The organism is Clostridium sp. Marseille-QA1073, from assembly GCF_054863625.1.
The window spans coordinates 178,703-201,655 of sequence record NZ_JBSVQM010000007.1 but is presented as its reverse complement, the minus strand read 5'-3'; the positions used below and the strand labels follow the sequence as shown (position 1 = coordinate 201,655).

Annotated in this window: 23 protein-coding genes, 2 tRNA genes and 1 other RNA gene; 12 read left to right on the top strand and 14 right to left on the bottom strand. The window is 28.0% G+C overall.

Translation table 11 applies throughout. The features are described from left to right. The first annotated feature begins 596 nt into the window (after positions 1–596). The 8 genes from ACY1IQ_RS08915 to ACY1IQ_RS08880 all read left to right on the top strand — a co-directional run bounded on the left by ACY1IQ_RS08915 (position 597) and on the right by ACY1IQ_RS08880 (position 6,372). The gene (locus ACY1IQ_RS08915; RefSeq protein WP_461613608.1) at positions 597–1,265 is read left to right on the top strand and encodes a DUF969 domain-containing protein; all 669 of its coding nucleotides are present in this window, start codon (positions 597–599) and stop codon (positions 1,263–1,265) included. 18 nt (positions 1,266–1,283) lie between these two features. After that, on the top strand, positions 1,284–2,213 hold the full coding sequence (locus tag ACY1IQ_RS08910; RefSeq protein WP_461613602.1) for a DUF979 domain-containing protein: 930 nt from the start codon (positions 1,284–1,286) through the stop codon (positions 2,211–2,213). Between the two features lie 167 nt (positions 2,214–2,380). Continuing rightward, on the top strand, positions 2,381–3,022 hold the full coding sequence (pcp, locus tag ACY1IQ_RS08905) for a pyroglutamyl-peptidase I (RefSeq protein ID WP_461613601.1): 642 nt from the start codon (positions 2,381–2,383) through the stop codon (positions 3,020–3,022). Next, complete coding sequence (locus tag ACY1IQ_RS08900; protein WP_461613600.1) at positions 3,022–3,468, top strand: gamma-glutamylcyclotransferase family protein; 447 nt, start codon at positions 3,022–3,024, stop codon at positions 3,466–3,468. The genes pcp and ACY1IQ_RS08900 overlap by 1 nt, the downstream gene beginning before the upstream one ends. Before the next feature lie 86 nt (positions 3,469–3,554). Continuing rightward, positions 3,555–4,229: a Crp/Fnr family transcriptional regulator gene (locus tag ACY1IQ_RS08895; RefSeq protein ID WP_461613599.1), complete on the top strand. Its 675-nt coding sequence runs from the start codon at positions 3,555–3,557 to the stop codon at positions 4,227–4,229. Positions 4,230–4,407: 178 nt separating this feature from the next. Beyond that, a complete protein-coding gene (locus ACY1IQ_RS08890) occupies positions 4,408–4,722 on the top strand; it encodes a PadR family transcriptional regulator (protein WP_461613598.1) in 315 nt (104 codons plus the stop codon). Position 4,723: 1 nt separating this feature from the next. Beyond that, the gene (locus ACY1IQ_RS08885) at positions 4,724–5,380 is read left to right on the top strand and encodes a DUF1700 domain-containing protein (protein WP_461613597.1); all 657 of its coding nucleotides are present in this window, start codon (positions 4,724–4,726) and stop codon (positions 5,378–5,380) included. Positions 5,381–5,397: 17 nt separating this feature from the next. Beyond that, the gene (locus ACY1IQ_RS08880) at positions 5,398–6,372 is read left to right on the top strand and encodes a DUF4097 family beta strand repeat-containing protein (RefSeq protein WP_461613596.1); all 975 of its coding nucleotides are present in this window, start codon (positions 5,398–5,400) and stop codon (positions 6,370–6,372) included. Between the two features lie 335 nt (positions 6,373–6,707). On the opposite strand, the gene ACY1IQ_RS08875 is transcribed toward ACY1IQ_RS08880, so the two are convergent. From ACY1IQ_RS08875 to ACY1IQ_RS08830, 10 genes are all read right to left on the bottom strand, one after another. Then, entirely contained in the window at positions 6,708–6,980 is a 273-nt protein-coding gene (locus ACY1IQ_RS08875; RefSeq protein ID WP_186269517.1) for a pro-sigmaK processing inhibitor BofA family protein, read from the bottom strand. 68 nt (positions 6,981–7,048) lie between these two features. Then, positions 7,049–7,330 carry a DUF2508 family protein gene (locus ACY1IQ_RS08870; RefSeq protein WP_461613595.1) on the bottom strand — a complete coding sequence of 94 codons (282 nt, stop codon included), beginning with the start codon at positions 7,328–7,330 and terminating at the stop codon, positions 7,049–7,051. A gap of 138 nt (positions 7,331–7,468) precedes the next feature. Beyond that, a complete protein-coding gene (locus ACY1IQ_RS08865) occupies positions 7,469–9,124 on the bottom strand; it encodes a methyl-accepting chemotaxis protein (protein ID WP_461613594.1) in 1,656 nt (551 codons plus the stop codon). A 231-nt stretch (positions 9,125–9,355) separates the two neighbouring features. Beyond that, positions 9,356–10,609 (bottom strand): metallopeptidase TldD-related protein, encoded by a 1,254-nt coding sequence (locus ACY1IQ_RS08860; RefSeq protein WP_461613593.1) that lies wholly within the window; start codon positions 10,607–10,609, stop codon positions 9,356–9,358. A 14-nt stretch (positions 10,610–10,623) separates the two neighbouring features. Then, a complete protein-coding gene (locus ACY1IQ_RS08855; RefSeq protein ID WP_461613592.1) occupies positions 10,624–11,961 on the bottom strand; it encodes a TldD/PmbA family protein in 1,338 nt (445 codons plus the stop codon). Positions 11,962–12,313: 352 nt separating this feature from the next. Beyond that, positions 12,314–12,910: a recombination mediator RecR gene (recR, locus tag ACY1IQ_RS08850; protein WP_039629849.1), complete on the bottom strand. Its 597-nt coding sequence runs from the start codon at positions 12,908–12,910 to the stop codon at positions 12,314–12,316. 56 nt (positions 12,911–12,966) lie between these two features. Next, positions 12,967–13,308, bottom strand: coding sequence for a YbaB/EbfC family nucleoid-associated protein (locus ACY1IQ_RS08845; protein ID WP_039629810.1), 342 nt, complete (start codon positions 13,306–13,308; stop codon positions 12,967–12,969). Between the two features lie 127 nt (positions 13,309–13,435). After that, positions 13,436–15,073: a DNA polymerase III subunit gamma/tau gene (gene dnaX, locus ACY1IQ_RS08840; protein ID WP_461613591.1), complete on the bottom strand. Its 1,638-nt coding sequence runs from the start codon at positions 15,071–15,073 to the stop codon at positions 13,436–13,438. 93 nt (positions 15,074–15,166) lie between these two features. After that, positions 15,167–15,432: signal recognition particle sRNA large type (gene ffs / locus ACY1IQ_RS08835), an RNA gene on the bottom strand. Between the two features lie 2 nt (positions 15,433–15,434). Beyond that, positions 15,435–15,524: transfer RNA gene (locus ACY1IQ_RS08830), tRNA-Ser, on the bottom strand. 380 nt (positions 15,525–15,904) lie between these two features. Between ACY1IQ_RS08830 and ACY1IQ_RS08825 the strand changes: the two genes are divergently transcribed. Continuing rightward, a complete protein-coding gene (locus ACY1IQ_RS08825) occupies positions 15,905–16,594 on the top strand; it encodes a TIGR00266 family protein (protein WP_461613590.1) in 690 nt (229 codons plus the stop codon). Between the two features lie 121 nt (positions 16,595–16,715). Here ACY1IQ_RS08825 and lgt read toward each other — a convergent pair whose 3' ends face one another. From lgt to ACY1IQ_RS08805, 4 genes are all read right to left on the bottom strand, one after another. Next, positions 16,716–17,492, bottom strand: coding sequence for a prolipoprotein diacylglyceryl transferase (gene lgt / locus ACY1IQ_RS08820; protein ID WP_461613589.1), 777 nt, complete (start codon positions 17,490–17,492; stop codon positions 16,716–16,718). A gap of 73 nt (positions 17,493–17,565) precedes the next feature. Then, positions 17,566–17,811: a (2Fe-2S)-binding protein gene (locus tag ACY1IQ_RS08815; protein ID WP_052267832.1), complete on the bottom strand. Its 246-nt coding sequence runs from the start codon at positions 17,809–17,811 to the stop codon at positions 17,566–17,568. After that, the gene (tadA, locus tag ACY1IQ_RS08810; protein WP_461613588.1) at positions 17,808–18,260 is read right to left on the bottom strand and encodes a tRNA adenosine(34) deaminase TadA; all 453 of its coding nucleotides are present in this window, start codon (positions 18,258–18,260) and stop codon (positions 17,808–17,810) included. Before tadA ends, ACY1IQ_RS08815 begins: the two co-directional genes overlap by 4 nt. A 111-nt stretch (positions 18,261–18,371) precedes the next feature. Continuing rightward, positions 18,372–18,448 (bottom strand) — tRNA-Arg (locus ACY1IQ_RS08805). A gap of 230 nt (positions 18,449–18,678) precedes the next feature. Here ACY1IQ_RS08805 and ACY1IQ_RS08800 point away from each other — a divergent pair. The 3 genes from ACY1IQ_RS08800 to ACY1IQ_RS08790 all read left to right on the top strand — a co-directional run bounded on the left by ACY1IQ_RS08800 (position 18,679) and on the right by ACY1IQ_RS08790 (position 22,870). Next, complete coding sequence (locus ACY1IQ_RS08800) at positions 18,679–20,067, top strand: pyruvate carboxylase subunit B (RefSeq protein ID WP_461613587.1); 1,389 nt, start codon at positions 18,679–18,681, stop codon at positions 20,065–20,067. Between the two features lie 293 nt (positions 20,068–20,360). Further along, the gene (locus ACY1IQ_RS08795) at positions 20,361–21,749 is read left to right on the top strand and encodes an alanine/glycine:cation symporter family protein (protein WP_461613586.1); all 1,389 of its coding nucleotides are present in this window, start codon (positions 20,361–20,363) and stop codon (positions 21,747–21,749) included. A 233-nt stretch (positions 21,750–21,982) separates the two neighbouring features. Further along, a complete protein-coding gene (locus tag ACY1IQ_RS08790) occupies positions 21,983–22,870 on the top strand; it encodes a phosphatidylserine decarboxylase (protein WP_461613585.1) in 888 nt (295 codons plus the stop codon). The last annotated feature ends 83 nt before the right edge of the window (positions 22,871–22,953 follow it).

Here is a 22,953-nt window from a genome sequence, read left to right as displayed (position 1 = left end):
TAATAGTCATTTTAAGTTTCTTTCGAAACTCAATGAATTAACTGGTTTTACCTATTTCTCTGTTTAATTTTCAAAGACCAAATTATTTAGTAATTTTTACCGTCATCACCTGACGACTCTTACTATTCTATCAGCTTTATTTTTTCTTGTCAACAGTTTTTTTTATTTTTTTCAATAACTGTTTTCAAGTACTGAACTATGTCGTTTCGCTTCGAATTTCTCTGTGCCGTAACGACAATATCTATCTTATCATAAACAAAATTCTTAGTTCATTAAAAAACATTATTTATTTAGTATTATACTTTAAATACTAAGTTTTACTTTAACATGCTTGTCTTTTTATATGTAGATACACCTGGAGTAGTTATTTAAATTTATGCAAAAATTTAACATTTATGTATTTTTATTTAACAATTGTTCACCTTAGATATCCTTTCCTATTATTATATAGATTTTCTTCTACATTTTTCTACTAAATATTCTTCATTTTTGTATCTGTGGATACAGATTTATGCGCTAATTGTCAGTATAATATGAAAATAACAAGAAATTTTTTAAATATATTCAACAATAAAGAAAGGGTGTAGTAATCAATGATTAAATTAATCGGTATAGTTATAGTTATTATTGGATTTGCTCTTAAATTTGATACTATAGCAGTAGTTTTATCTGCTGGAGTAGTTACTGGACTAGTTGCAAAACTAAACGTTATTGAAATCCTAGATATATTAGGTAAAACATTTGTAAGTCAAAGACATATGTCATTATTTATACTAACACTTCCTGTTATAGGTATATGTGAAAGATACGGATTGAAAGATAGAGCTATCACATTAATTAAAAATGCTAAAAGCTTAACTGCTGGAAAAATGTTAACTCTTTACTTATTCATTAGAGAATTAGCTGCTGCCTTCTCAGTAAGACTTGGAGGACATGCTCAATTTATAAGACCACTTATAAATCCTATGGCACAAGGTGCTGCTATCAGTAAACATGGTGAACTTGATGAAAGCACAGTTGATAAAATTAAAGGGGCTGCCGCTGCTATGGAGAACTACGGTAATTTCTATGGACAGAATGTATTCCTTGCAAGCTCAGGAGTTTTATTAATTGCTGGTACATTAGAAGAACTTGGATATGCAGTAAACACATTAGATGTTGCTAAAGCTTCAATACCTATTGCTGTAATTTCATTTCTATTTGTAGTAGTACAAAATCACTTGTTAGACAAATCTATAGCTAGAAAAGCATCAAATAAAAACTAATGTAAGGAGGATTTATATATGGATATAAAAGTTATATCAGACATACTACTTGAAGTTTTTTATATAATGGTTGGACTTTTAATGTTAACAACTGGGATTATTACTTTTAAAGATACAAATCATAAAACTAGAATTGGTACAACTTTATTTTGGATAACACTTTCTATCATATTTATATTGGGTAAGTTTTTACCATCAACTGTTGTAGGTGGAATGCTTGTATTCCTTGGAGTATTAACTGCTATGAAGCAAGTTAACATAGGTAACCTAAAAGTACCTGAAGCTAAATTCAGCGAAGACCAAGCTAAAAAACTTAAAAATAAAATATTTATTCCTTCAGTTTCAATAGCTGTATTTGCACTTGTTATTGCTCAATTTACTAAATTCCCTGGAACTGTTGCCATTGGGATATCTGCTATAGCTGCAATTATAATCACATTCCTTGTTACAAAAGCAAATCCTAAAAATCTTGTAGAAGATGGAAATAGAATGCTTCAGTCTGTTGGACCTACAAGCATATTACCTCAATTACTAGCTGCATTAGGTGCAGTATTTACTGCTGCTGGTGTTGGTGATGTAATTGCATCTGGAATATCAAACTTTATACCTAATGGAAATATATTAGCAGGAGTAATTGCTTACTGTGTAGGTATGGCAGTATTTACAATGATAATGGGAAATGCCTTTGCTGCTTTTGCTGTTATAACTGCTGGCGTTGGTATACCTTTCGTTTACGCACAAGGTGCTAATCCTGCTATAGCTGGAGCGTTAGCATTAACTGCTGGATACTGCGGAACATTATTAACTCCAATGGCTGCAAACTTTAACGTTATGCCTGCAGCATTACTAGAAACAAAAGATAATAATATTGTTATTAAATATCAAGCACCAGTAGCTTTACTATTATTAGTAGTTCATATAGCGCTTATGTATTTCTTAGCATTTTAATTTAAAGTAAAAATTCATCTCCATATAATTATAAATTGGAGATGAATTTTTAAAATATATAATCATAAAAATTAATAAACTTAGCAAAAGTCATAATTATTTTGCCATCTACAATTATTATATTAGATGGTAATTATTAAAATAAATTAACATTAGGAGGAAAAGCAATGAAAGTTTTAATTACAGGTTTTGATCCATTTGGTGGAGAAAGTGTAAACCCTGCACTAGAGGCAGTTAAGTTATTACCTAATATAATTTCTGGAGCAGAAGTTATAAAAATTGAAATTCCAACTGTTTTTAGAAAGGCTTTAGATCATATAGAAAGTGCAATAGAAAAACACAATCCTGATATAGTTATATCAATTGGACAAGCAGGTGGTAGATTTGGAGTAACACCAGAAAGAGTTGCTATTAATATAGATGACGCTAGAATTAAAGATAATGAAGGTAATCAGCCAATAGACCTACCAATATATGAAGATGGACAATCTGCATATTTTAGTAACTTACCAATAAAAGCTATGGTTAAGGAAATGAATGAAAATGGTATTCCAGGATCAGTATCAAATACTGCTGGTACATTTGTATGTAACCATGTTATGTACGGAATATTATATTTAATTGATAAAAAATATCCTAATATAAAAGGTGGTTTTATTCACGTTCCATTTATACCAAATCAAGTTATAACTAAACCAAATACTCCTTGTATGTCATTAGCTGATATATCAAAAGGACTTGAATTATGTATAAAAGCAGCTGTAGAAAATAACAAAGACGTTAAAATGGTTGGAGGAGCTATTTGCTAATGATTAAACCAACAGAAAAAAGAAAAGTATTTGTATACGGTAGTTTAAGAACAGGATTTTTTAATTATGATAAATACCTAAAAGGCAATGTTTTAAATTGTGAAGCTGCTAAAATTAAAGGTAAATTATTTCATATGCCTAATAAAGGATATCCTGCTGTATTAGACGGTGATGATTATATATATGGTGAAGTTATGACTGTAGATAATTATGAAGAAATAATGGTAGCAATGGATGAAATGGAAGGCTACTATGGTGAAAATAATACCGATAATGAGTATATTAGAACCATTATGGATGTTGAAATAGTTGAAACGGGCACTATTGAAAAATGCTATGTATATAAGTACGGATTAAATGATGAAAATGAATTTAATAAACATAAAATATATATTTCTCATGGAGATTGGAAAAATTTTATGACAAAATTAAAAAAAGATGCTTAATAAATTTACTAAATTAAGCTAATATTATATTAAGAGAGTAAACTCCCGTTTACTCTTTTTTATTTATAAAAGGTTGGTGAGTATCCATGTACGAGAAATTATTTAACATGAATAAACAAAATGACATGAGAGCTTTTTTTTTACAGGAATTAGCACCTTTAGGGAAAATTATAGATTTTAAAAAAAATCAAGAAATCTCTCCTATGCCAAAGCATAATGTTGTTATTGTGATGTCCGGTACTGTGAAAGTTTCTACCTTTACCTCCACAGGACATGAAAAAGTATTATTTTACCTTATAAACGGAGAAATTTTAGGAGAATCTTCATATTTTGTAGATGATCATATTGATGTTAAAGCATTATCCGTTGAAGATGTGACAGTAAGTTATATTGAAGATACTAAACTCGATAAATTTTTAATACAATATCCCAATACATATAGATTTTTCATACATAGTTTAATTCGTAAATATAGAATTGCTCTATCTCAAATTAATGATTTTTTGGCTGAATCCCCTAAAACTAGAATTGCTTCTACACTATATAGATTAGCAGTATTAACACCTAAAAATTCTAATAACAAATATAGTATAAGTTTAACTATGACCCACCAAGAGCTAGCTAATTTAATAGGGTGTTCTAGAGTAACTGTTACAAGAATTATTAATGAACTTAAAAATGAGAATATTATAGATATGAAAAATAAAGAGATTTGTATATTAAATATGGAAGCTTTAAAAAAGCTTTCTCAGCTTACTTAAACCATTTATTTTTTAGTAAATGGTTTTTTTGAACATTTTTTATTAATAAATCATATTGTATAAACATATAGTTTAGTATCTTGTATTGTTTAATACTAGCTAGTATAATATAGTTATAAATTAGGTTTTTAATATTTAATTACATATTTGTTTCCTATCAATTATTAGAGGTGATTTAATGAATGTTCAATTAAAAAAAGGAGTTTTGGAACTTTGTGTATTATCAGTAGTTTCAATGAAAGATTGCTACGGTTATGAGCTTGTAAATGAAATATCAAAAAATATACAAATCTCTGATGGAACAATCTACCCTATTTTAAGAAGACTTACACAAGAGGGATATTTTACAACCTACCTTCAAGAATCTCAGGAAGGACCTCCTAGAAAATATTATAGAATAACTGATTCTGGAATAAGAACTAAAGAAAAGTTATCTAAAGAGTGGTCTGAATTTATGGAAAGCGTTAATAACATTGTTAAAGAGAGGTGTTAATATGACTAAAGATCAATTTATAAGCATTTTGTCGCAAGATTTATATGATTTTCCCGCAAATGAAAGAATGGAGATAATCTATGACTATGAAGAGCATTTTAGAGTAGGAAAAGAAAATGGAAAGACCGATGAAGAAATAATAAGAGAATTAGGTGATCCTTATACTATTTGTTCTCAATATAAAGCTAATTATGAAATGAACGGTAATGAATACAATACAAGACAACAATATAATAATGAAAATCAATATAATAATCAATATAGAAAAGATAGCTACGATAATACTAGATACAATAAACCTTATAATTCAGATGATGGATTTTCAAAAGCAATGAAAATTATAGGTATTATTGCTTTAGTTATAATTTGTCTTCCTGTAATAACTACTATAGGAGGATTAATTTTAGGTATATTTGGAATATCTATAGGATTATTCATTGGTGGAATAGGTACGATTATAGGTGGATTAGTTGGTACTGTTGCAACTCCATTTATATCTATTCCGCTTTCTGTTCCATTAATAGGGGTTGTACTTCTAGGAATTGGCCTTAGTATACTAGGTGTTTTAATATTCTTCTTTGGATTATTCGTATGCAAAGCTATTTATGTTCTAAGTATTAAAGTATTAGATTGGTTTAAATTACAATTACAAATATGATGAAAGGGAGATGCTTTATGTTTAATAGTAAAAAGTTAAAAACTGTTATACTATCATTAATAATTATAATGATAGTTTGCTTTACTTCTTCTTTTCTCATTTTTGGAATTTCTATTAAAAATATGACTATTAATAATTTAAATTTAACTTCTAATTTCTATAATATCTATAATGAAATTTTTAATAATAGTAGCTATAAATACCATGATATCAATGAAGAAAAAGTAATTTCATTAGACAATGTAGACTTAATATCTATAAATACAACCTCTTATGAGGTTACTATAATACCTTATGATGAAAATGAACTTAAAGTTAAATTATCTTCTAATATACAGACTAATAATAACTTTAATGAATCTCAACTTAAGATAAATAAAGATCAAAACAAAATTAATATAGAGACTTATAAAATTCCAAATAATTTCTTTTTCAATATGAATAATGGAAAGCTAGATATATATATACCAAAAACTTATAATAAATCACTGGATATTTCAACAATTTCTGGTGATGGGTATATAAAAAATTTAAACTTATCTTCTTTAAATTTTAACTCTACTTCTGGAAGTTTAACTTTAAAAGATATGGAAATGAATAATTTTATATTTCAATCTACATCATCAGATCTAGATGCAATCAATATTATTTTAAAAGATAATAATAATAAATTTAATTCTATTTCTGGTGAACTAAATCTTAATAATGTTAGAGGGAATTTAATCTTTAATACCACTTCTGGCAATATTAGTTGTAATAAATTATTAGGAGATATAAATGGAAGTACTATTTCTGGAGATATAGATATAAATTTCTCTAAAGATGTTGGAATAAAAGTAGATTTAAAAACAGTTTCTGGAGATATTAACGTATTTCCTTCAATAAAAATTTTAGAAAAATCTAAGAAAAAACTTCAAGGAACTATTGGAGATAACGTTAAGCATAATTTAAATATATCTACTACATCAGGAAATATTAGTATATATGAATAAGGAGTATCTTTAGGTACTCTTTATTATTTTGTTATAAGCCATTTAAATTTAAAAATAATTATTTAAATATTATAATTGCAATATTAAAAATCGTGACATTAAGCCACGATTTTTAATTTAAACATCTGAAAGAAAATTATAAACCAAAGATGTTAGTATATTTTATATAAGATAAGGCGTCAGGTCCTAATCATAGTGGTGATATGTTTGGATTCTGACAACATAGTATGATGGAAAATAGGCTAACATACTTGTCTATTATTTTTTTTGAAGATATCTTAATATTTTTTGAGAAACACACAGTTTCTATGTTAGGATATTTTCTTTCAGATACCTTACATAAATGATTTGAATATAATAAGGAATAAAACTCCAGGAACTCCTAAAAATCCTGCTATAAGCGCTGTAGTAGGATTTATAGCTATATCTATACCAAAAGGTCCACCTACAAAGTTTATTAGAAATAATAATATTCCTCCAGCTATGGCATTAATTACTAACTTTCCTAGTATTTTAAGTGGCCATGCAAATAGTTTGCCTACTATAATTAGCCCTAAGACTGCAATTATAAAAAAAATAGCATATTCCACAAATTCATCTCCTCTCATATATATTATACGACAAATATACTACTAATATATAGTATTATCATTTTATATATGAAGGCTTAATTTGATTACCATCTACTAGCTGGATTTAATTGTTCTACCATTAAGGTTGCATCTAATTTTATACCTTTTTCTTTTGCAAGTGAAAGAAAATATATATATTTTGCCTTGGCTTCATCTTCCTTATATATTACTAAATCAATAAGTTTAGGGTCGCTTACAAATTGAAAACAAATTCTAGCATTTTCCCACTCAACTCTTGCTTCTTCAAGATGATTGATTATTTGCTTTTGCTCTTCATCATACTTATTATAGTTACAAATCATTTCTATAACTTTTTTTCTATCCATAAAAAAACCTCCTACTATAATGTATATTTCAAATTATTGACATTTAGTAGAAGGCTTATTCTTATTTACAAATTTATATGCCAAAAATGTAAAAGACAAACATATTTGCTATTAAAATTATCTTTATAAATTATTATGTTATATCTTGAACTTTCCAATTATTTTATTTAAGTCTATAGATAATTGATTTATTGAATTCATATTATTATCAACCTGCTCAAATGATGCTGCTTGTTCTTCAATTGACGCTGCAATTTCTTGAGAATTTACTGAGTTTTCTTCTGCAATACAAGCAACCTTGCTAATGGATGAATTAATTTCTTTAAATTCTTCTTTTACATTATAATTTATCTCCCTAATATTTTTCATTTCTAAATACTCTTCATTAGCTTGCTTTGTAACCTCATTAAACTTCATTTCAACATCACTCATATCTTGTTGGTAAGTAGTTATTTGATTTAAGATAATATTCATATACTCTCCAATATTAAATATCTTTTCAAGTCTATATTTAATTATATTCTCTATTTTTTCTGTTGACTCTCTGCTCTCATCTGATAATTTTCTAATTTCCTCTGCTATAACAGAAAAACCTCGTCCGTGTTCTCCTACTCTTGACGCCTCTATAGATGCATTTAATGCTAATAAGTTTGTTTGAGAAGATATTTGATTTATAATATTTAGAATACCTTGTATATCCTGTGAATCTTTTTCTAATTCATTTACTGTATTAGATAATTCCTTTGTATTTAAAACAAGATCTTTTAACTCTTCAATTTCCTTATTTAATATTTTCTTTCCTTCAATAGAAGAATTTTTGCTATTTTCTAATTGAATTAGTAAAATATCAATCTTTTCCATAACATTAGTAATTTCTGAACTTACATCCTCTGTTTGAGACATAATATGTTGAATCATATTAGATTGCTCTACACTTCCTGAAGATACATTTTGCATTGATACTGAAATAGTTTCTGTTGCTCTTCCAAGTTCATCATTTATAACTTGCATAGATGCTACTGATTCCTTTAACATTCTTGAAGAATCAAATATAGTCCCTACAATTTCTCTTATTTTCCCAATAAATCCATTAAAGTACTTGGTTAATTCACCTATTTCATCATTATATTTATATAATATTTCTTTTCTTAAATCTCCTTCTCCCTTTGAAATAACTTCAAACTCATCCTTAATTTTTATTAATGGTTTCATTATAACCTTTATCATTAAAGTACCAAAAATTATACTTAAAATTATAGAAGTTCCTAATATAAAAATACTTTTATTTTTAGCAGAGCTAATTTTCTCCTTAGAATATAAAGTATATTCTACAACTACATTATCAATAGAATTAACATATTTATTTACATTATCTTTTATAAATTTCCAAGAATTTTTATTACCATTTTCTAAAATATTTTTATAAGCTAGCTTAAATTCTTTTTCCCATTGAATTTTTACATCATTAAGATTATTTTTTATACTATCATTATCTATAGGTTTTATATCTAATTTGCTATTACCATTTACTAAATCCTCAAACATATTGTCTATTTCCTTTATCTTTACCTCTAAAGCTTCTAAGCTTTCTTTATCATCTGAAGCTAAAACAATATTGGAAGATAGTTGTGCCATCCTATAATTATATGCTCTCATTTTTCCAAAATAATTTATAAAACTGCTATCCCCATTTATTTCTTTATATGTTCTAAAATTCATTACTACTGTTAAAGCTATAAGTGCAATATAGCATATACATATAAACTTTAGTTTATCTTTAATTTTTATCTTCATAACGTACTCTCCCCCATATTTAAATTAAACATAATTATATATTATCATTTAATAAATATTATTAAATGATAATTAATGTGATTATATAACAATATTTACAAAAGTTCAATTTAAAGTTATATAAGGAAATTTAATAACAATTTTATTATAAAAAATATCCTCATTTTATTTAAAATCTAAAATGAGGATAAAAATATTAACATATAAATTATTTTAATAAAATATTAGTTTTTAAAGTTTTTCTACTTTCATATCTATTACTGTGTAACTTAAATTTACATCTTCGTTTAAAGTATTCTTTGAAACTCCTCTAAAATCTTTTCCACACATGCTATATAAATCAGAAGATATTTTAAGTTCTGGTAATCTTCCAATAAATTTCTCTCCATCAAATAAATAAGCTTGTTGAACAGGAGTTCCAAAGTTTCCTTCTGGTGTAAATCCTCCACCAGATGCTGTAAATATAAATACTCCTAATTCCCCACCTAAAAGTTCTTTCACAGTTTTATCTCCCTGTTTTAACTTCATTTTATTAAATATAGATTCGCTTGGTTGTAATGAAGGTGCTTCATCATATTCTCCTGTTGAAGCTGCTGTTAATGGAAGATTATAATTTAAAGCAATTTTCTTATCTGTATAAGGTGACTTTATAACTCCGTTCTCAATTAGGGCATATCTATAATCTTTTAAAAAGCTACCTTCTGCATCAAAGAATAATTCATTAGTGTCTTCTGGATTTGATGTTAACAATAATGTAAACTCATCATTAAACAACTTCTCACCAAGTTTTCCAGAAAAAATAGATGCTTCATTAACAAAAGTTAATCCATTTAAATCTTCAAAAAATTTCATAGCTAATAGACCGTTTAAATCTGGGTTGAACATTACTACTGGAAGCTTATCCTTATTAGGTAGCTCTACTATATTGTAATAAGGTAAAAGTATACTATCTACAAAAGATAAGAAATTATCTCTATTATATGTCCTAGTAGTATAAGGTATAAAAGTATCCATAATATTTACTGAATTTTTATCTTTAACCGTAATATTAAAATTTATTCTTTTATCTTTTTGATGCAAATTTAATTCTTTATCATTTTTTAGTGACGCTTCTATTTCAATAAGATTTACTTTATTTGCAAAGGTGAAATTTTTATATCTATTATTCAGTATTGTTATTATTTCTTCAATTTCATTTATAAACTCGTTAATTTCTCCTATATTACATTCATTAACCACAGAATGTTTATTATTTTCATAAACATTTGCTTCATAAGGAATTTTTAGCTTTAAAGCTTCCTTTGCTTCAGCTTCTAATTTATCTTCATCATATTCTCCAATAGCGCCAGCTACACCTACAAAACCATTATCGTATATTCTTACCCCAGTAAATGTTATATCTTTCATTCTAATATCATCTATTTTAGATTGCATAATACCTATAGATGTTTCTTTTTGATTTAAAACAAATTTTTCCTTTATCATCTATAAATTCCCCCCTATTGAACCTCAATATTTTTAACTCTAACATATGGCCCGCCAATACAAACAGATAATGGAGATTGTTCCATTTTTCCGCATCCACCCCATATATTATTTTTAAATTCTAGTTCTTTTGAAACACCGTCGATATTATATAATGTTTCCATAACATTACCAGTTATAACAGAGATATTAACAGGCTCAGCTATTTTTCCATTTCTAATCATATATGCTCTATTAGGTGCTATAGTAAAAGTGCTCATTCCTGTACCATATCTACAATTATGAATATATATTCCTTCTTCCACTTCACTAATTAGTTCTTCCTTTGTCTTTTCACCTTTTTCAATATAGGTGTTAGTCATCCTAACTATAGGTTCAAATTGAAAATTAACTGCTCTAGCATTTCCTGTTAACTCTTCTTTAAGAATAGAAGCAGTTTTTGCTGAATGAAGCCTTCCTTTTAATATTCCTTCTTTAATTAAATAGGTTTTTTCTCCTTTTGTTCCATCATCATCAAAAGGTACATAACCAGAACCTAAATATCCACCATAGTCTAAAATAGATAACAAATCAGCTCCAACTCTTGTACCTATTTTCCATTCATTCATCATCTTTTCGTCTCCCACCATAAAGTCTGCTTCACTCTTATGTCCAAAACTCTCATGAGCAAATACTCCAACTACCTCAGGTGACATTACCACAGTATATTTTCCTGATGTAATAGGGCTTGATTTTCTAGCATAATCTAATCCTTCTTTATAATCTTCTTCAAATTTATTTTTTATATCATTAAGGTCATTAAAATTGAAGGATACAATTTTAGAACTATCTGAAAAAGTTTTATCATCAAAATTAAAAGAATACTTAATTCCGATACCACAAAGCTGGTAATCAAATTTTAAATTACTGCCTTTACTAGAATAAAACTCCTTAACTATTCTTGAATCCTTATAATTGACTTTAAAGCTTTTACCTTCTGTCTTTTCTTTTGTAATTTCTACTGCTTCTTTAGCTAATTTAAATTTATCCTCTCTAGATACTTTATCAAGTTCAAAACCTTTATATGAGTAATATTCTCCATTATTAACTTGAAACTTTTTTACAACTTCATCATCATAAATTTTTTCATTTTCTTTTGCCATTTTTGAAAGATTTTTAATTTCTTCTTGAATACTAGATAAATTACTTATGGATTTATAGTACCATCTATCCCCATCAAAAACCCTTATAAGAGCACCAGAATACTCTCTTATCTTATTATTTTCTAAAACTCCATTAGTAAAATTTATAGAAGTCTCCAAAACATGTTCAATTCTGACATCTGTGTAAATATTTTCGCAAAATTCAAACATTTTAATCTCCCCTTTTATTATTAAATAATATAATAGATAATCTTTTATATTTTTCATGGTGTATTCTTATACTTTTTTAACCTATATATTATGGTTTATATTCCTTCTAAAATTAATAATACCTTCCTAATCTTTATTAAATCTGAAGTTATTCTTAAGATAATCTTAAGTTTATTTTATTCTTAAATAAATTTATAAATTACAATTTTCTATGCTTTAAATGACTTTTTATTATAATAAAAAAGTCGTAGATTTAAAGGTTTTTACTTCTTTAAAACTACGACTATCTGACAAAACTTTTTACTTCTAAACATAAATTTATTTTACTTAAGGCATTGTGAAATAATCGATATCAAATTTCTTTTCTGCCTTCTAATGCTTTTGAAAGAGTAACTTCATCTGCATATTCTAAATCTCCACCTACTGGTACTCCATGGGCTATTCTTGTTACCCTTATTCCAAAAGGTTTTAATATTTTAGAAATATACATAGCTGTTGCTTCACCTTCAATATTAGGATTTGTGGCAACTATAATTTCTTTTGGCTCCCCATTTATTCTTGTTATAAGTTCTTTTAATTTTATATCTTCTGGACCTCTTCCACTCATAGGTGATATAGTCCCATGTAATACATGATATACTCCATTAAACTCTCTAACCTTTTCCATTGTCATAATATCTTTTGGTTGTTCAACAACACAAATTGTTGTTTTATCTCTATTAGGGTTAGAGCAAATAGAACATGGGTCACTATCTGTAAAGTTTCCACAAATTGAACAATATTTTATTGTTCCTCTCGCCTTTATAAGTGCATTAGCAAACTCTTCTACTTCCTCTCTAGGAAGATTTAAAACATGAAGAGTTAGTCTTTGAGCTGTTTTGCTTCCTATACCAGGTAGCTTAGCAAACTCTTCTATAAGTTTTTCTATTGATACAGGATAAAAATCCAATCCATTCACCTCTAAAATCCTCCTTAAATAGGAAGAATACTGTAGTTAAATTTATATTAGAACATACCTGGCATATTTAATCCACCTGTTAGTTTTCCCATTGAGCTGTTTGTCTCTTCTTCTGCTTTCTTTAAAGCTTCATTACAAGCAAGCATTACTAAGTCTTCTAACATTTCAACATCATCCGGATCAACAACATCTGGTTCTATGCTAACCTTTAATATCTCTCTTTTTCCACTTACTGTAGCAGTAACTGCACCACCACCAGCTGTTCCTTCAAAAGTTTTATTCTCTAGCTCTTTTTGCATATCCTCCATTTGCTTTTGGAATTTTTGAGCTTGTTTTATCAAGTTATTCATGCTTCCTCCGCCCATTCCTGGAAATCCGCCTTTTGCCATAATAATACCTCCTTAAAATATAGTATCAATATATTAGTATATATAATATTCATTAATAATGTAACTAAAATTAAAAAATTTCTATATTATTAATGAAATATGCTAATAATATAATATTCTAATTTCTCTATTCATCCACTATTTCTACTAAATCTTTTGAAAAAGTATCAAATAATATTTCTTCCTTAGGTTTCTCTACATCTTTAGGTTCATCAATAGAATATGTAACTCTAACCTTTTCTTTTAAAACCTCAGAAAATATATCATCAATTATTTTTTTACTATCATCTTTTTCTAATCTATTTTTATGAAAAGAATATTCTTTAGAAAAAATTATGTTTATAACATTTCCTTTTACATAATTAACTTCGCTAACCATAAGTGCTGCAGCTAAAACCATATTTTTTCTTCCCTTTAATAATTGTTGAATATCCTTAAAGGATTTTTTAACCATTTCCAAGGTAATATTGCTTTCACCATAAGTATCATCAGTAATCTCAATATCTGCAATGTCTTCCTTGACAATACTTTCTGTCTTAGGTTTTGATATAGGAGCATTTACTTTCTTTATATTATTTATTTCCGATACCTTATTTTCACTTACTTTAATAGTGCCATTTTTTATAGATTCTTCTATTTTATTTAATCTAGAAAGCATTATTTCCATTGAGGTATCATATTCTATTTTACACATTTTAATTACAGCAAGTTCTAAATATATTCTTCCTTGCTTTGAATATTTAGAATTATCCTCAGCTTCTTGAAGTATCTTTATATACCTCATTATTTCCTCTACTCTAATTTTATGAGCTTGACTTTTTAAAAGTTCAATATTTTCTATGGACATATCTAATACATCATCAGGATTATCACTTATCTTAATCATCATGAGGTTTCTCATATGAGTAGTCATATCTTTTATAAATAAATGAATATCTTTACCTAATTGTACTACCTCATTAATTTCTCTTATAGATTTTTCAATATCTTTATCTATAACTGCATCTGTAAGCTTAATAAGTCCTTCATTAGTCATAAGTCCTAACATTTGAACTATGTTCTCGTATTCTACCTTACCGTCACTCATAGAAATTGCTTGATCTAATATACTAAGAGCATCTCTCGCTGCACCATCGGAAATTCTTGAAACTAATTTTAAACTCTTATCTTCTGCATATACTCCCATATGATCTATTATGCTTCTAAGCATTAAAAATATATCTTCATTTTTAATTCTTTTAAAATCAAATCTTTGACATCTTGAGAGTATAGTTATAGGTAATTTTTGAGGGTCTGTAGTAGCTAAAATAAAAATTACTCTATTAGGAGGTTCTTCTAAAGTCTTTAAAAAAGCATTTACTGCACCTACTGATAGCATATGAACCTCATCTATAATATAAACTTTATATTTAGCCTCTTGAGGAGGGTATTGAACATCTTCTATTATATCTCTTATATTATCTACACCATTATGAGAGGCTGCATCTAGTTCAATTACATCTATTGCAGTACCACTATTAATCTTATTGCACATATCGCATTCATTACACGGTTCCCCCTCTTTAGGATTTAAACAATTAACAGCCTTTGAAATTATTTTTGCTGTAGATGTTTTTCCTGTTCCTCTTGTACCACATAAAAGATAAGCATGAGCAATTCTTTCTGTTTTTATAGCATTTTTTAAAGTAGTAGTTATATGTGCTTGACCTACTACATTTTCAAAAGTTTTAGGTCTATATTCTCTATATAATGCAGTGTACGCCATATTCTCACCTCTTTTAGCCTTATATATATATTATAAGTTTTTACATATAATAAAAAAAGATGCAATTTTGCATCTTGTCTTTTAAAATTAAAGTTGTACACCTCGCTTTGATAATTAATTTATGTGCGTTACCCATGCAGTTAACTCAAACCAGGTTAATCCACGGCACATGGAGGGTTTCACTTATCGCTGCTTCCTTCCGGACCTGACGAGGTTCATGAATCTCCATTGCGTGGGACCCAATTCTCAACGCCACTTACATAGGCCAGACCACACAAACTAAAACCTAGGCGAGGAATTCAATCCTGCTGTAGCGGATTGCAGGTTACAGGGCACCGCTAACTCCCCATCTAGTACAACATGGCGGAGAGAGAGGGATTTGAACCCTCGGTAGAGTTTCCCCTACACACGCGTTCCAGGCGTGCTCCTTAAGCCGCTCGGACATCTCTCCATATATTATTTAGTTACTTACGTATATAAGATTATACTATTATTAATCTCTAGTTGCAAGTGGTTATTTTAAATAAAATTGGATTATAATACCTCAAAGTAAATTTTTTTATTAAATTTCTTAAATTTTATTAAATCTTACTATTTTTTAATATACTTTTGAGATATTTTTAAAATATTTTTTTCATAAAAATTTTATAATTGTTTTAAATGCTAAAACTTTTATAATCTCGTATAATTATATATATAAAAAGTAATTAGATAAAGATATGAAATATATTTTTAGTTATATTTACTATTTATTTTTTCAGTATGTTTTAAATATATTATACTAACTTATATTTATCCATATAAAAATTATATTAAAGAGAGGTCTACAATATGAATTATGAAATTAAAGGTGGAAATCTTCCTGTTGTAATCTGTTCATTAAATGCTGGAGAAACCATAGTTTCTGAATCTGGTGCCATGGGATGGATGAGTGACAACATTGAAATGGATACAAATATGAAAGGTGGCCTTTTTGCAGGTATAGGAAGAGCATTATCTGGTGATAGTATTTTTTTAAATACCTTTACATGTACTCACGGTAATGGAAGTATCGCTTTTCCATCTTCAGTACCGGGAAAAATTGTTGCAAAAAGTTTATATGCTGGAGAAACATTAATATGTCAAAAAGGAGCTTTTTTAGCAGCAGAAACTTCTGTAGAATTTAAAATTCATCTTAAAAAGAGACTTTCTACTGGTTTTTTTGGTGGTGAAGGATTTATACTTCAAAGAATGACTGGTCCAGGAATTGTATTTTTAGAGTTTGATGGTCATGTTGAAGAAATAAATTTAGCTCCTGGAGAAACTATTAAAGTAGATACTGGTCATGTAGCTGCTTTTGAAGCTAGTATTCATTTTGATATAGAAATGGTTAAAGGAGTTAAAAATGTACTATTTGGTGGAGAAGGACTATTTTTAACTACGTTACGAGGACCAGGTAAAGTATATCTTCAAACAATGCCAATGAGTAATTTAGCTTCAAGATTATATCCTTATATTCCTATTTCTAGTAAGAGAGATTAAAAATAAAAATATACTCATGCTATTAGCAAAAGTAAAAGAGCAATTATTAAAATTTAAATAATTGCTCTTTTACTTTGAAATTATCATACCTAAGTATTACTATTTCTAAGATATATATTTATCAATTTATTAATCTTCTATCTCTATTAAACTTATAGCAGTATATTACCCCTGCTACCCATATTAATATACCTATTATACTTACTAACTGAGCCATTCTTATACTACCTAGCATTAAACTATCTGTTCTAAGACCTTCTATAAAAAGTCTTGCTACAGAATATAAACCTATGTAGCTAAAGAATACAACACCTTTTTTTGAAACTTTTTTTAACATATATAAAAGTATTAGGCATACCAATACATTCCATATACTTTCATATAAAAATGTAGGATGATAATATGTTCCTTTTATTAACATACCCTTTTGTATAAATTGAGGAAATTTACTAATAAAAGCTTCTGTTACAGGGCCACCATGAGCTTCTTGATTAAAGAAATTTCCCCATCTTCCTATTCCTTGAGCTAATATTATGCATGGTGCAGCCATATCCATAATATCGAAAAAATTGATTTTCTTTTTATTGCAATATATAGCAACTACAATAATTGCTGCTATTATGCCTCCATGTATGGCTAAGCCACCACTTCTTATATTAAAGATATTCATTAAATTATCTCTATATTGATCAAATTCAAAAATAACGTAATAAAGTCTTGCTCCAACTATAGCAATCGGAAAAGTTATTAAAAATACAGTTAGCATATCATCATAATTTATATTAACTAATTTACAAGTATATTGAGCTAAAAGTAATGCTGCTACAACTCCAAGAGCTATACAAATTCCATACCATGCTATATCAATACCAAATAAACTAAATGCAACTGAATCCATTAACCTCATCCCCTTTCTTTTTTATTCTTTAATCTATTATACATAGTCTAGCTTAAATTAACTATATATTTTTTTAGAACTCACCATTTTTATACATGTTTATAAGTTCTTCAATTTTTGGACCACATCTTCTCCCTTTACATCCACCGCTGCCTGAACCTACAATCTTATTTACCTCTTCCACGGTAGTTGCACCAGATTTTATTGCTTCTTTTATTTTTGATCTTGGTATTGCCTTGCATATACATACTTTTGTCATTTTATCTAATACCATTTTCTTTTTTTCTTCATCGCTAACAAATTTATTACTATCTGTCATTTATTATCACTCCTTTTCTTTTTAAAAAAATTTTGTAGTAGAGTGCTACAGCTTTCTTCATAAGTCCATTTCACATCTACCCAATGATTTAAAAAATCATTTTGTACTATATTCATTACAGAACCACAAGCTCCACTTCTTTCATCAAAAGTTCCTATATAAAGTTTGGATAATCTACTTTGAACTATAGCTCCTGCACACATAGGACATGGTTCTAATGTAACATACATACTACATCCAGTAAGTCTCCATGAATTTAACACCTTTGAAGCTTCCTTTATAGCAAGAATCTCTGCATGGCAGGTTGGGTCATTTAATCTTTCCTTTAGATTATGTGCTCTTGCAATTATTTTATTATCTTTTACAATAACTGCACCTACAGGTATTTCTTCTAACTCTAAAGCTTTTTTTGCTTCTATTATAGCTTCATTCATAAAGTTATCTTCCATAGCTTCTCCTTAACTTATTATATATTTTTGTCTAAATTCTTTAAAATTATAGCCTATAACTTTATCATATATAAAATAAAAAGCTTAGTAAAGGAAAACTTTACCAAGCTTTGGTGCGCACGAGAGGAGTCGAACCTCCGACCTACCCCTTAGGAGGGGGTTGCTCTATCCTACTGAGCTACGGGCGCAAATATCATAATTACATTATAATTATTTCTTACCGCTAATGTCAAGATTTCTTTATAATACCTATGAAAATTTATATTTAATATATTAAATAAGGTTTAGTTATAGGATCCTATTGTAATAATTCTATAATATATAATTTTTCAGACAAATAAATGATTTATTGCAGATTTTTATTGAGCTTTATGTTAAAATACAAGTGTATGACACTAGATTATAGGGGTGATTATTAATGAAAAAAATTCATATAACTGAGACGGTTCTAAGGGATGCAAACCAATCATTAATTGCAACAAGACTTCCTTTTAATGAGTTTGCACCTATACTTAAAGACTTAGATGATGCAGGATATTATTCACTTGAGTGTTGGGGAGGGGCTACATTTGACTCTTGCTTAAGATATTTAAATGAAGATCCATGGGAAAGATTAAAGAAAATAAAAAGCATAGTAAAGAAAACTCCTCTACAAATGCTTTTAAGAGGACAAAATATATTAGGGTATAAACACTATCCTGATGATGTTGTAAGAGAGTTTATAAAAATATCTGTTTATCATGGAATGGATATAATTAGAATTTTCGATGCTTTAAACGATTTCTCTAATATTGAAGTAGCTATGGATGAGACTATTAAACAAGGCGCACATGCACAAGGTACCATAGTTTATACAGTAAGCCCTATACATGATGTTAAAAACTATACAAATTTAGCTAAACAATTAGAAAATATGGGAGCCCATTCTATTTGTATTAAGGATATGGCCGGTCTTATAATGCCTGATATAGCTCATGATTTAGTTAAAAGTATAAAATCAGAAGTTAAAATACCAGTATTCCTACACTCTCATTGCACAAATGGATTAGCTGAAATGTCTTATTATAAAGCTGCTGAAGCAGGAGTTGATGGCATAGATACTGCTATATCTTCATTTTCAAGTGGTACATCACAACCACCAACTGAAACTATGCATCAAGCATTAACTTCTGCTGGATTTAATACGAATTTAAGCATAGATAAATTAACTTATATAAATAATTTCTTTAAGCCAATAAGAGCCGAAGTATTAAAATCAGGACTACTTGATCCTAAAGTTTTAACTCCTCAACCAGAGGGATTAACAAACCAAATACCTGGTGGTATGTTATCAAATATGATTTCTCAACTTAAATCTCAAAACTCCATAGATAAATTAGATTCAGTTCTAGCAGAGGTTCCAAGAGTAAGAGAAGATTTAGGTTTTCCACCACTTGTTACTCCTATGAGTCAAATGGTTGGTACTCAAGCAACAGTTAACGTATTAACTGGTGAAAGATATAAAATGGTGCTTAAAGAGGTTAAATCTTACTGTAAAGGAGAATATGGTAGGTCACCTGGTAAAATAAATGAAGAAGTAATGAAAAAAGCTTTGGGTGATGATCAACCAATAAAAGGTAGATTTGCTGATAGTTTAGAACCTGCTTTTGAAAAGACTAAAAAAATGCTTAAAGATAAAATTTCAGCAAATGAAGATGTATTATCATATCTTGCATTTCCTCAGATTGCTGAAGAATTCTTTAAAAATAGAGCTTCTAAACCTTCAAATGAAGATTTGAGAGTTCAAACTAAAAGTGAAGTAATTTAACAAAAAAGGTATTGATACTTTAAAGTATCAATACCTTTTTAAATTATCAATTTATACTATTGCTAGTTAATTATTTTCACTACATTATAAGATAAAATTTAGCCTATATTACAACATATTATTGAAATTATTTTAGTTATAATTAAATGTAATTTAATTATATTATAAAATAAGAATTAAGTTGTAAAAATCAGTTACTTTGAGTAACTTTTTAATATTTTGACAATTTAAATTATTCTGTTATTAATTTATAATTAATAGTGTACTAATTTATTTAAAAAGGGGGATTTATCATGGACTTTTTACTTGACATAGTAAAACTAATAAAGGAAATTTTATGGGACTACATCTTATTAATTTTACTATGTGGAACAGGAATTTTTCTTAGTTTTAAATTAAAATTTGTCCAAGTAAGAAAATTTGGAGAAGGTTTTAGAAGAATTTTTGGGGGATTGAGCTTAAAAGGGAAAAAAGCTGGCAAAGACGGTATGAGTTCTTTCCAAGCAGTATCTACAGCAATTGCAGCACAGGTAGGAACAGGGAACTTAGCTGGAGCTGCTACTGCAATAGCCTCTGGTGGTCCTGGCGCAATATTTTGGATGTGGCTAAGTGCATTTTTAGGCATGGCTACAATATATGCAGAAGCAATATTATCACAACTCTTTAAAACAAGAGTTGATGGTGAGGTTACAGGAGGTCCTGCTTATTATATTAAAAATGGATTGAAAAATAAAAAAATAGCTAAATTTTTAGCTGGATTCTTTGCAATCTCCTGTATATTAGCTTTAGGATTTATGGGGAATATAGTGCAATCCAATTCTATTTCTCAAGCATTTAATAATGCCTTTGGACTTCCAACATTTATTACTGGCATAATTGTTGCATTACTTGGAGGATTTGTATTCTTTGGAGGAATGGGACGTATAGCTTCTGTTACAGAAAAGATTGTTCCTCTAATGGCTGGCTTATATATTTTAGCCTCTTTAATAATTATAATATTAAATGCAGGTCAAATTATACCTGCTTTAAGATCAATAGTTGTAGGTGCATTTAATCCTCAAGCAGTTGCTGGTGGGGTTATAGGAATAACAATTAGGCAATCAATAAGATATGGTGTTGCCAGAGGATTATTTTCTAATGAAGCTGGTATGGGATCAACTCCTCATGCTCATGCTGTTGCAAATGTTAAACATCCAGGAGAACAGGGTTCTGTAGCTATCATAAGTGTTTTTATTGATACTTTTGTAATCTTAACTTTAACTGCATTAGTTATATTAACTAGTGGTGCATTAGAATCTGGTGAAACAGCTATTGCATTAACTCAGAAGGCTTTTGAGCTATCACTAGGTTCATATGGCCAAGGATTTATAGCTATATGTCTATTATTCTTTGCTTTTTCAACAATTATAGGCTGGTACTTCTTTGGAGAATCAAACATTAAATATTTGTTTGGTAATAAAGGATTAACACCTTATAGACTTTTAGTTATGATTTTCGTATTTGTCGGTTCCCTTTTAAAAGTTGATTTAGTTTGGGAGCTTGCCGATGTCTTTAATGCCTTAATGGTTATGCCTAACTTAATAGCAGTGTTAGCTCTTAGTGGATTAGTTGTTAAAACTATGAATGAGTATGAACAGTTTAGAGGTATCGATATAGATAAAACTAATAATTTTAAAAGTTAATCTTTTATAGATTTAGTGTATATTTAAAATAATTATATTTAGATATAACAAATTTATACTTTACTATAGATGAAAAACCACTAGTAACTATTACTAGTGGTTTTTTGTTGTAAAACTATTGATTTACATATAATATGTTTATATAAGATGTGTATAATAAAATAACTGGTCAAAATCATAAGTATATTTACTAGTTATTTTTTAAATATATATTAAATTTAGAGGTTGATGCTATGATAAAGTATTATAATAGAAGAAGTAGATCTTATGAGATAGAAAAAGTAGCAGGAGAAAACATGCTTAAATGGAGTTATGAATCTCCTATAGGTAAAGGCTTTTTAGAATTATTAGTTAAGCGTAAACTCTTTTCAAAATTTTATGGTCACTACTGTGATACAAAATTAAGTTCAAAAAAAATTAAAAGCTTTGTAAAAGACTTTAATATGAACATGGATGAATATGAGAAATCTATTGATGAGTATATTTCATTTAATGATTTCTTTTATAGAAAATTAAAACCTACAGCTAGAGAGATTAATAAAGATAAGAACATATTTATATCTCCTTCTGATAGCAGATTATTATCTATAGATAATATAGATGAAAATCATAGCTTTAAAGTTAAAGGCTTTGATTATTCTTTAAAAGAACTTCTAGGTTCTAAGGAACTTGCTGATAAATATAAAGGTGGAATATGTTTAATTTTCAGATTATGCCCTACTGATTATCATAGATTTCACTTTATAGATGATGGAGTTTGTTCATCTACCACCAAAATTAAGGGTAATTATTATTCTGTAAGTCCTATAGCTCTTGAAAAAGTTAATAAGGTATTTACATCAAATAAACGTGAATATAGTATACTACATAGTGAAAACTTTGGAGATTTATTATATCTAGAAGTTGGTGCTACTTGTGTAGGTGGCATAATTCAAACCTATAAAGAAAATTCTAGAGTTTCTAAGGGTGATGAAAAAGGCTTTTTTAAATTCGGAGGATCTACTGTAATAATATTAGTAGAGAAGGATAAATTAAAACTTGATGAGGATATTATATATCATAGTAAAAAAGATATTGAGGTAATAGTAAAAATGGGGGAAAAAATAGGAGCTAGAATTTAATCTCTAAGCTCAGATATATGAAAGAAAATAACTAGTCAAAGACGCTAAGTATATTTTGTGTCATGCAATTAGCAGGTTCCTAT

Excerpts from the sequence above, each read along its gene's own strand:
- tadA (WP_461613588.1), bottom strand. The coding sequence starts at position 18,260 with ATGGAAGATAACTTTATGAATGAAGCTATAATAGAAGCAAAAAAAGCT.
- ACY1IQ_RS08860 (WP_461613593.1), bottom strand. The coding sequence starts at position 10,609 with ATGATAAAGGAAAAATTTGTTTTAAATCAAAAAGAAACATCTATAGGT.
- ACY1IQ_RS08885 (WP_461613597.1), top strand. The coding sequence starts at position 4,724 with ATGACTAAAGATCAATTTATAAGCATTTTGTCGCAAGATTTATATGAT.
- ACY1IQ_RS08800 (WP_461613587.1), top strand. The coding sequence starts at position 18,679 with ATGAAAAAAATTCATATAACTGAGACGGTTCTAAGGGATGCAAACCAA.
- dnaX (WP_461613591.1), bottom strand. The coding sequence starts at position 15,073 with ATGGCGTACACTGCATTATATAGAGAATATAGACCTAAAACTTTTGAA.
- ACY1IQ_RS08880 (WP_461613596.1), top strand. The coding sequence starts at position 5,398 with ATGTTTAATAGTAAAAAGTTAAAAACTGTTATACTATCATTAATAATT.
- ACY1IQ_RS08895 (WP_461613599.1), top strand. The coding sequence starts at position 3,555 with ATGTACGAGAAATTATTTAACATGAATAAACAAAATGACATGAGAGCT.
- ACY1IQ_RS08795 (WP_461613586.1), top strand. The coding sequence starts at position 20,361 with ATGGACTTTTTACTTGACATAGTAAAACTAATAAAGGAAATTTTATGG.
- ACY1IQ_RS08875 (WP_186269517.1), bottom strand. The coding sequence starts at position 6,980 with ATGAGAGGAGATGAATTTGTGGAATATGCTATTTTTTTTATAATTGCA.
- ACY1IQ_RS08870 (WP_461613595.1), bottom strand. The coding sequence starts at position 7,330 with ATGGATAGAAAAAAAGTTATAGAAATGATTTGTAACTATAATAAGTAT.
- ACY1IQ_RS08910 (WP_461613602.1), top strand. The coding sequence starts at position 1,284 with ATGGATATAAAAGTTATATCAGACATACTACTTGAAGTTTTTTATATA.
- ACY1IQ_RS08825 (WP_461613590.1), top strand. The coding sequence starts at position 15,905 with ATGAATTATGAAATTAAAGGTGGAAATCTTCCTGTTGTAATCTGTTCA.
- ACY1IQ_RS08855 (WP_461613592.1), bottom strand. The coding sequence starts at position 11,961 with ATGTTTGAATTTTGCGAAAATATTTACACAGATGTCAGAATTGAACAT.
- pcp (WP_461613601.1), top strand. The coding sequence starts at position 2,381 with ATGAAAGTTTTAATTACAGGTTTTGATCCATTTGGTGGAGAAAGTGTA.
- ACY1IQ_RS08845 (WP_039629810.1), bottom strand. The coding sequence starts at position 13,308 with ATGGCAAAAGGCGGATTTCCAGGAATGGGCGGAGGAAGCATGAATAAC.
- ACY1IQ_RS08815 (WP_052267832.1), bottom strand. The coding sequence starts at position 17,811 with ATGACAGATAGTAATAAATTTGTTAGCGATGAAGAAAAAAAGAAAATG.
- ACY1IQ_RS08890 (WP_461613598.1), top strand. The coding sequence starts at position 4,408 with ATGAATGTTCAATTAAAAAAAGGAGTTTTGGAACTTTGTGTATTATCA.
- ACY1IQ_RS08900 (WP_461613600.1), top strand. The coding sequence starts at position 3,022 with ATGATTAAACCAACAGAAAAAAGAAAAGTATTTGTATACGGTAGTTTA.
- lgt (WP_461613589.1), bottom strand. The coding sequence starts at position 17,492 with ATGGATTCAGTTGCATTTAGTTTATTTGGTATTGATATAGCATGGTAT.
- ACY1IQ_RS08865 (WP_461613594.1), bottom strand. The coding sequence starts at position 9,124 with ATGAAGATAAAAATTAAAGATAAACTAAAGTTTATATGTATATGCTAT.
- ACY1IQ_RS08790 (WP_461613585.1), top strand. The coding sequence starts at position 21,983 with ATGATAAAGTATTATAATAGAAGAAGTAGATCTTATGAGATAGAAAAA.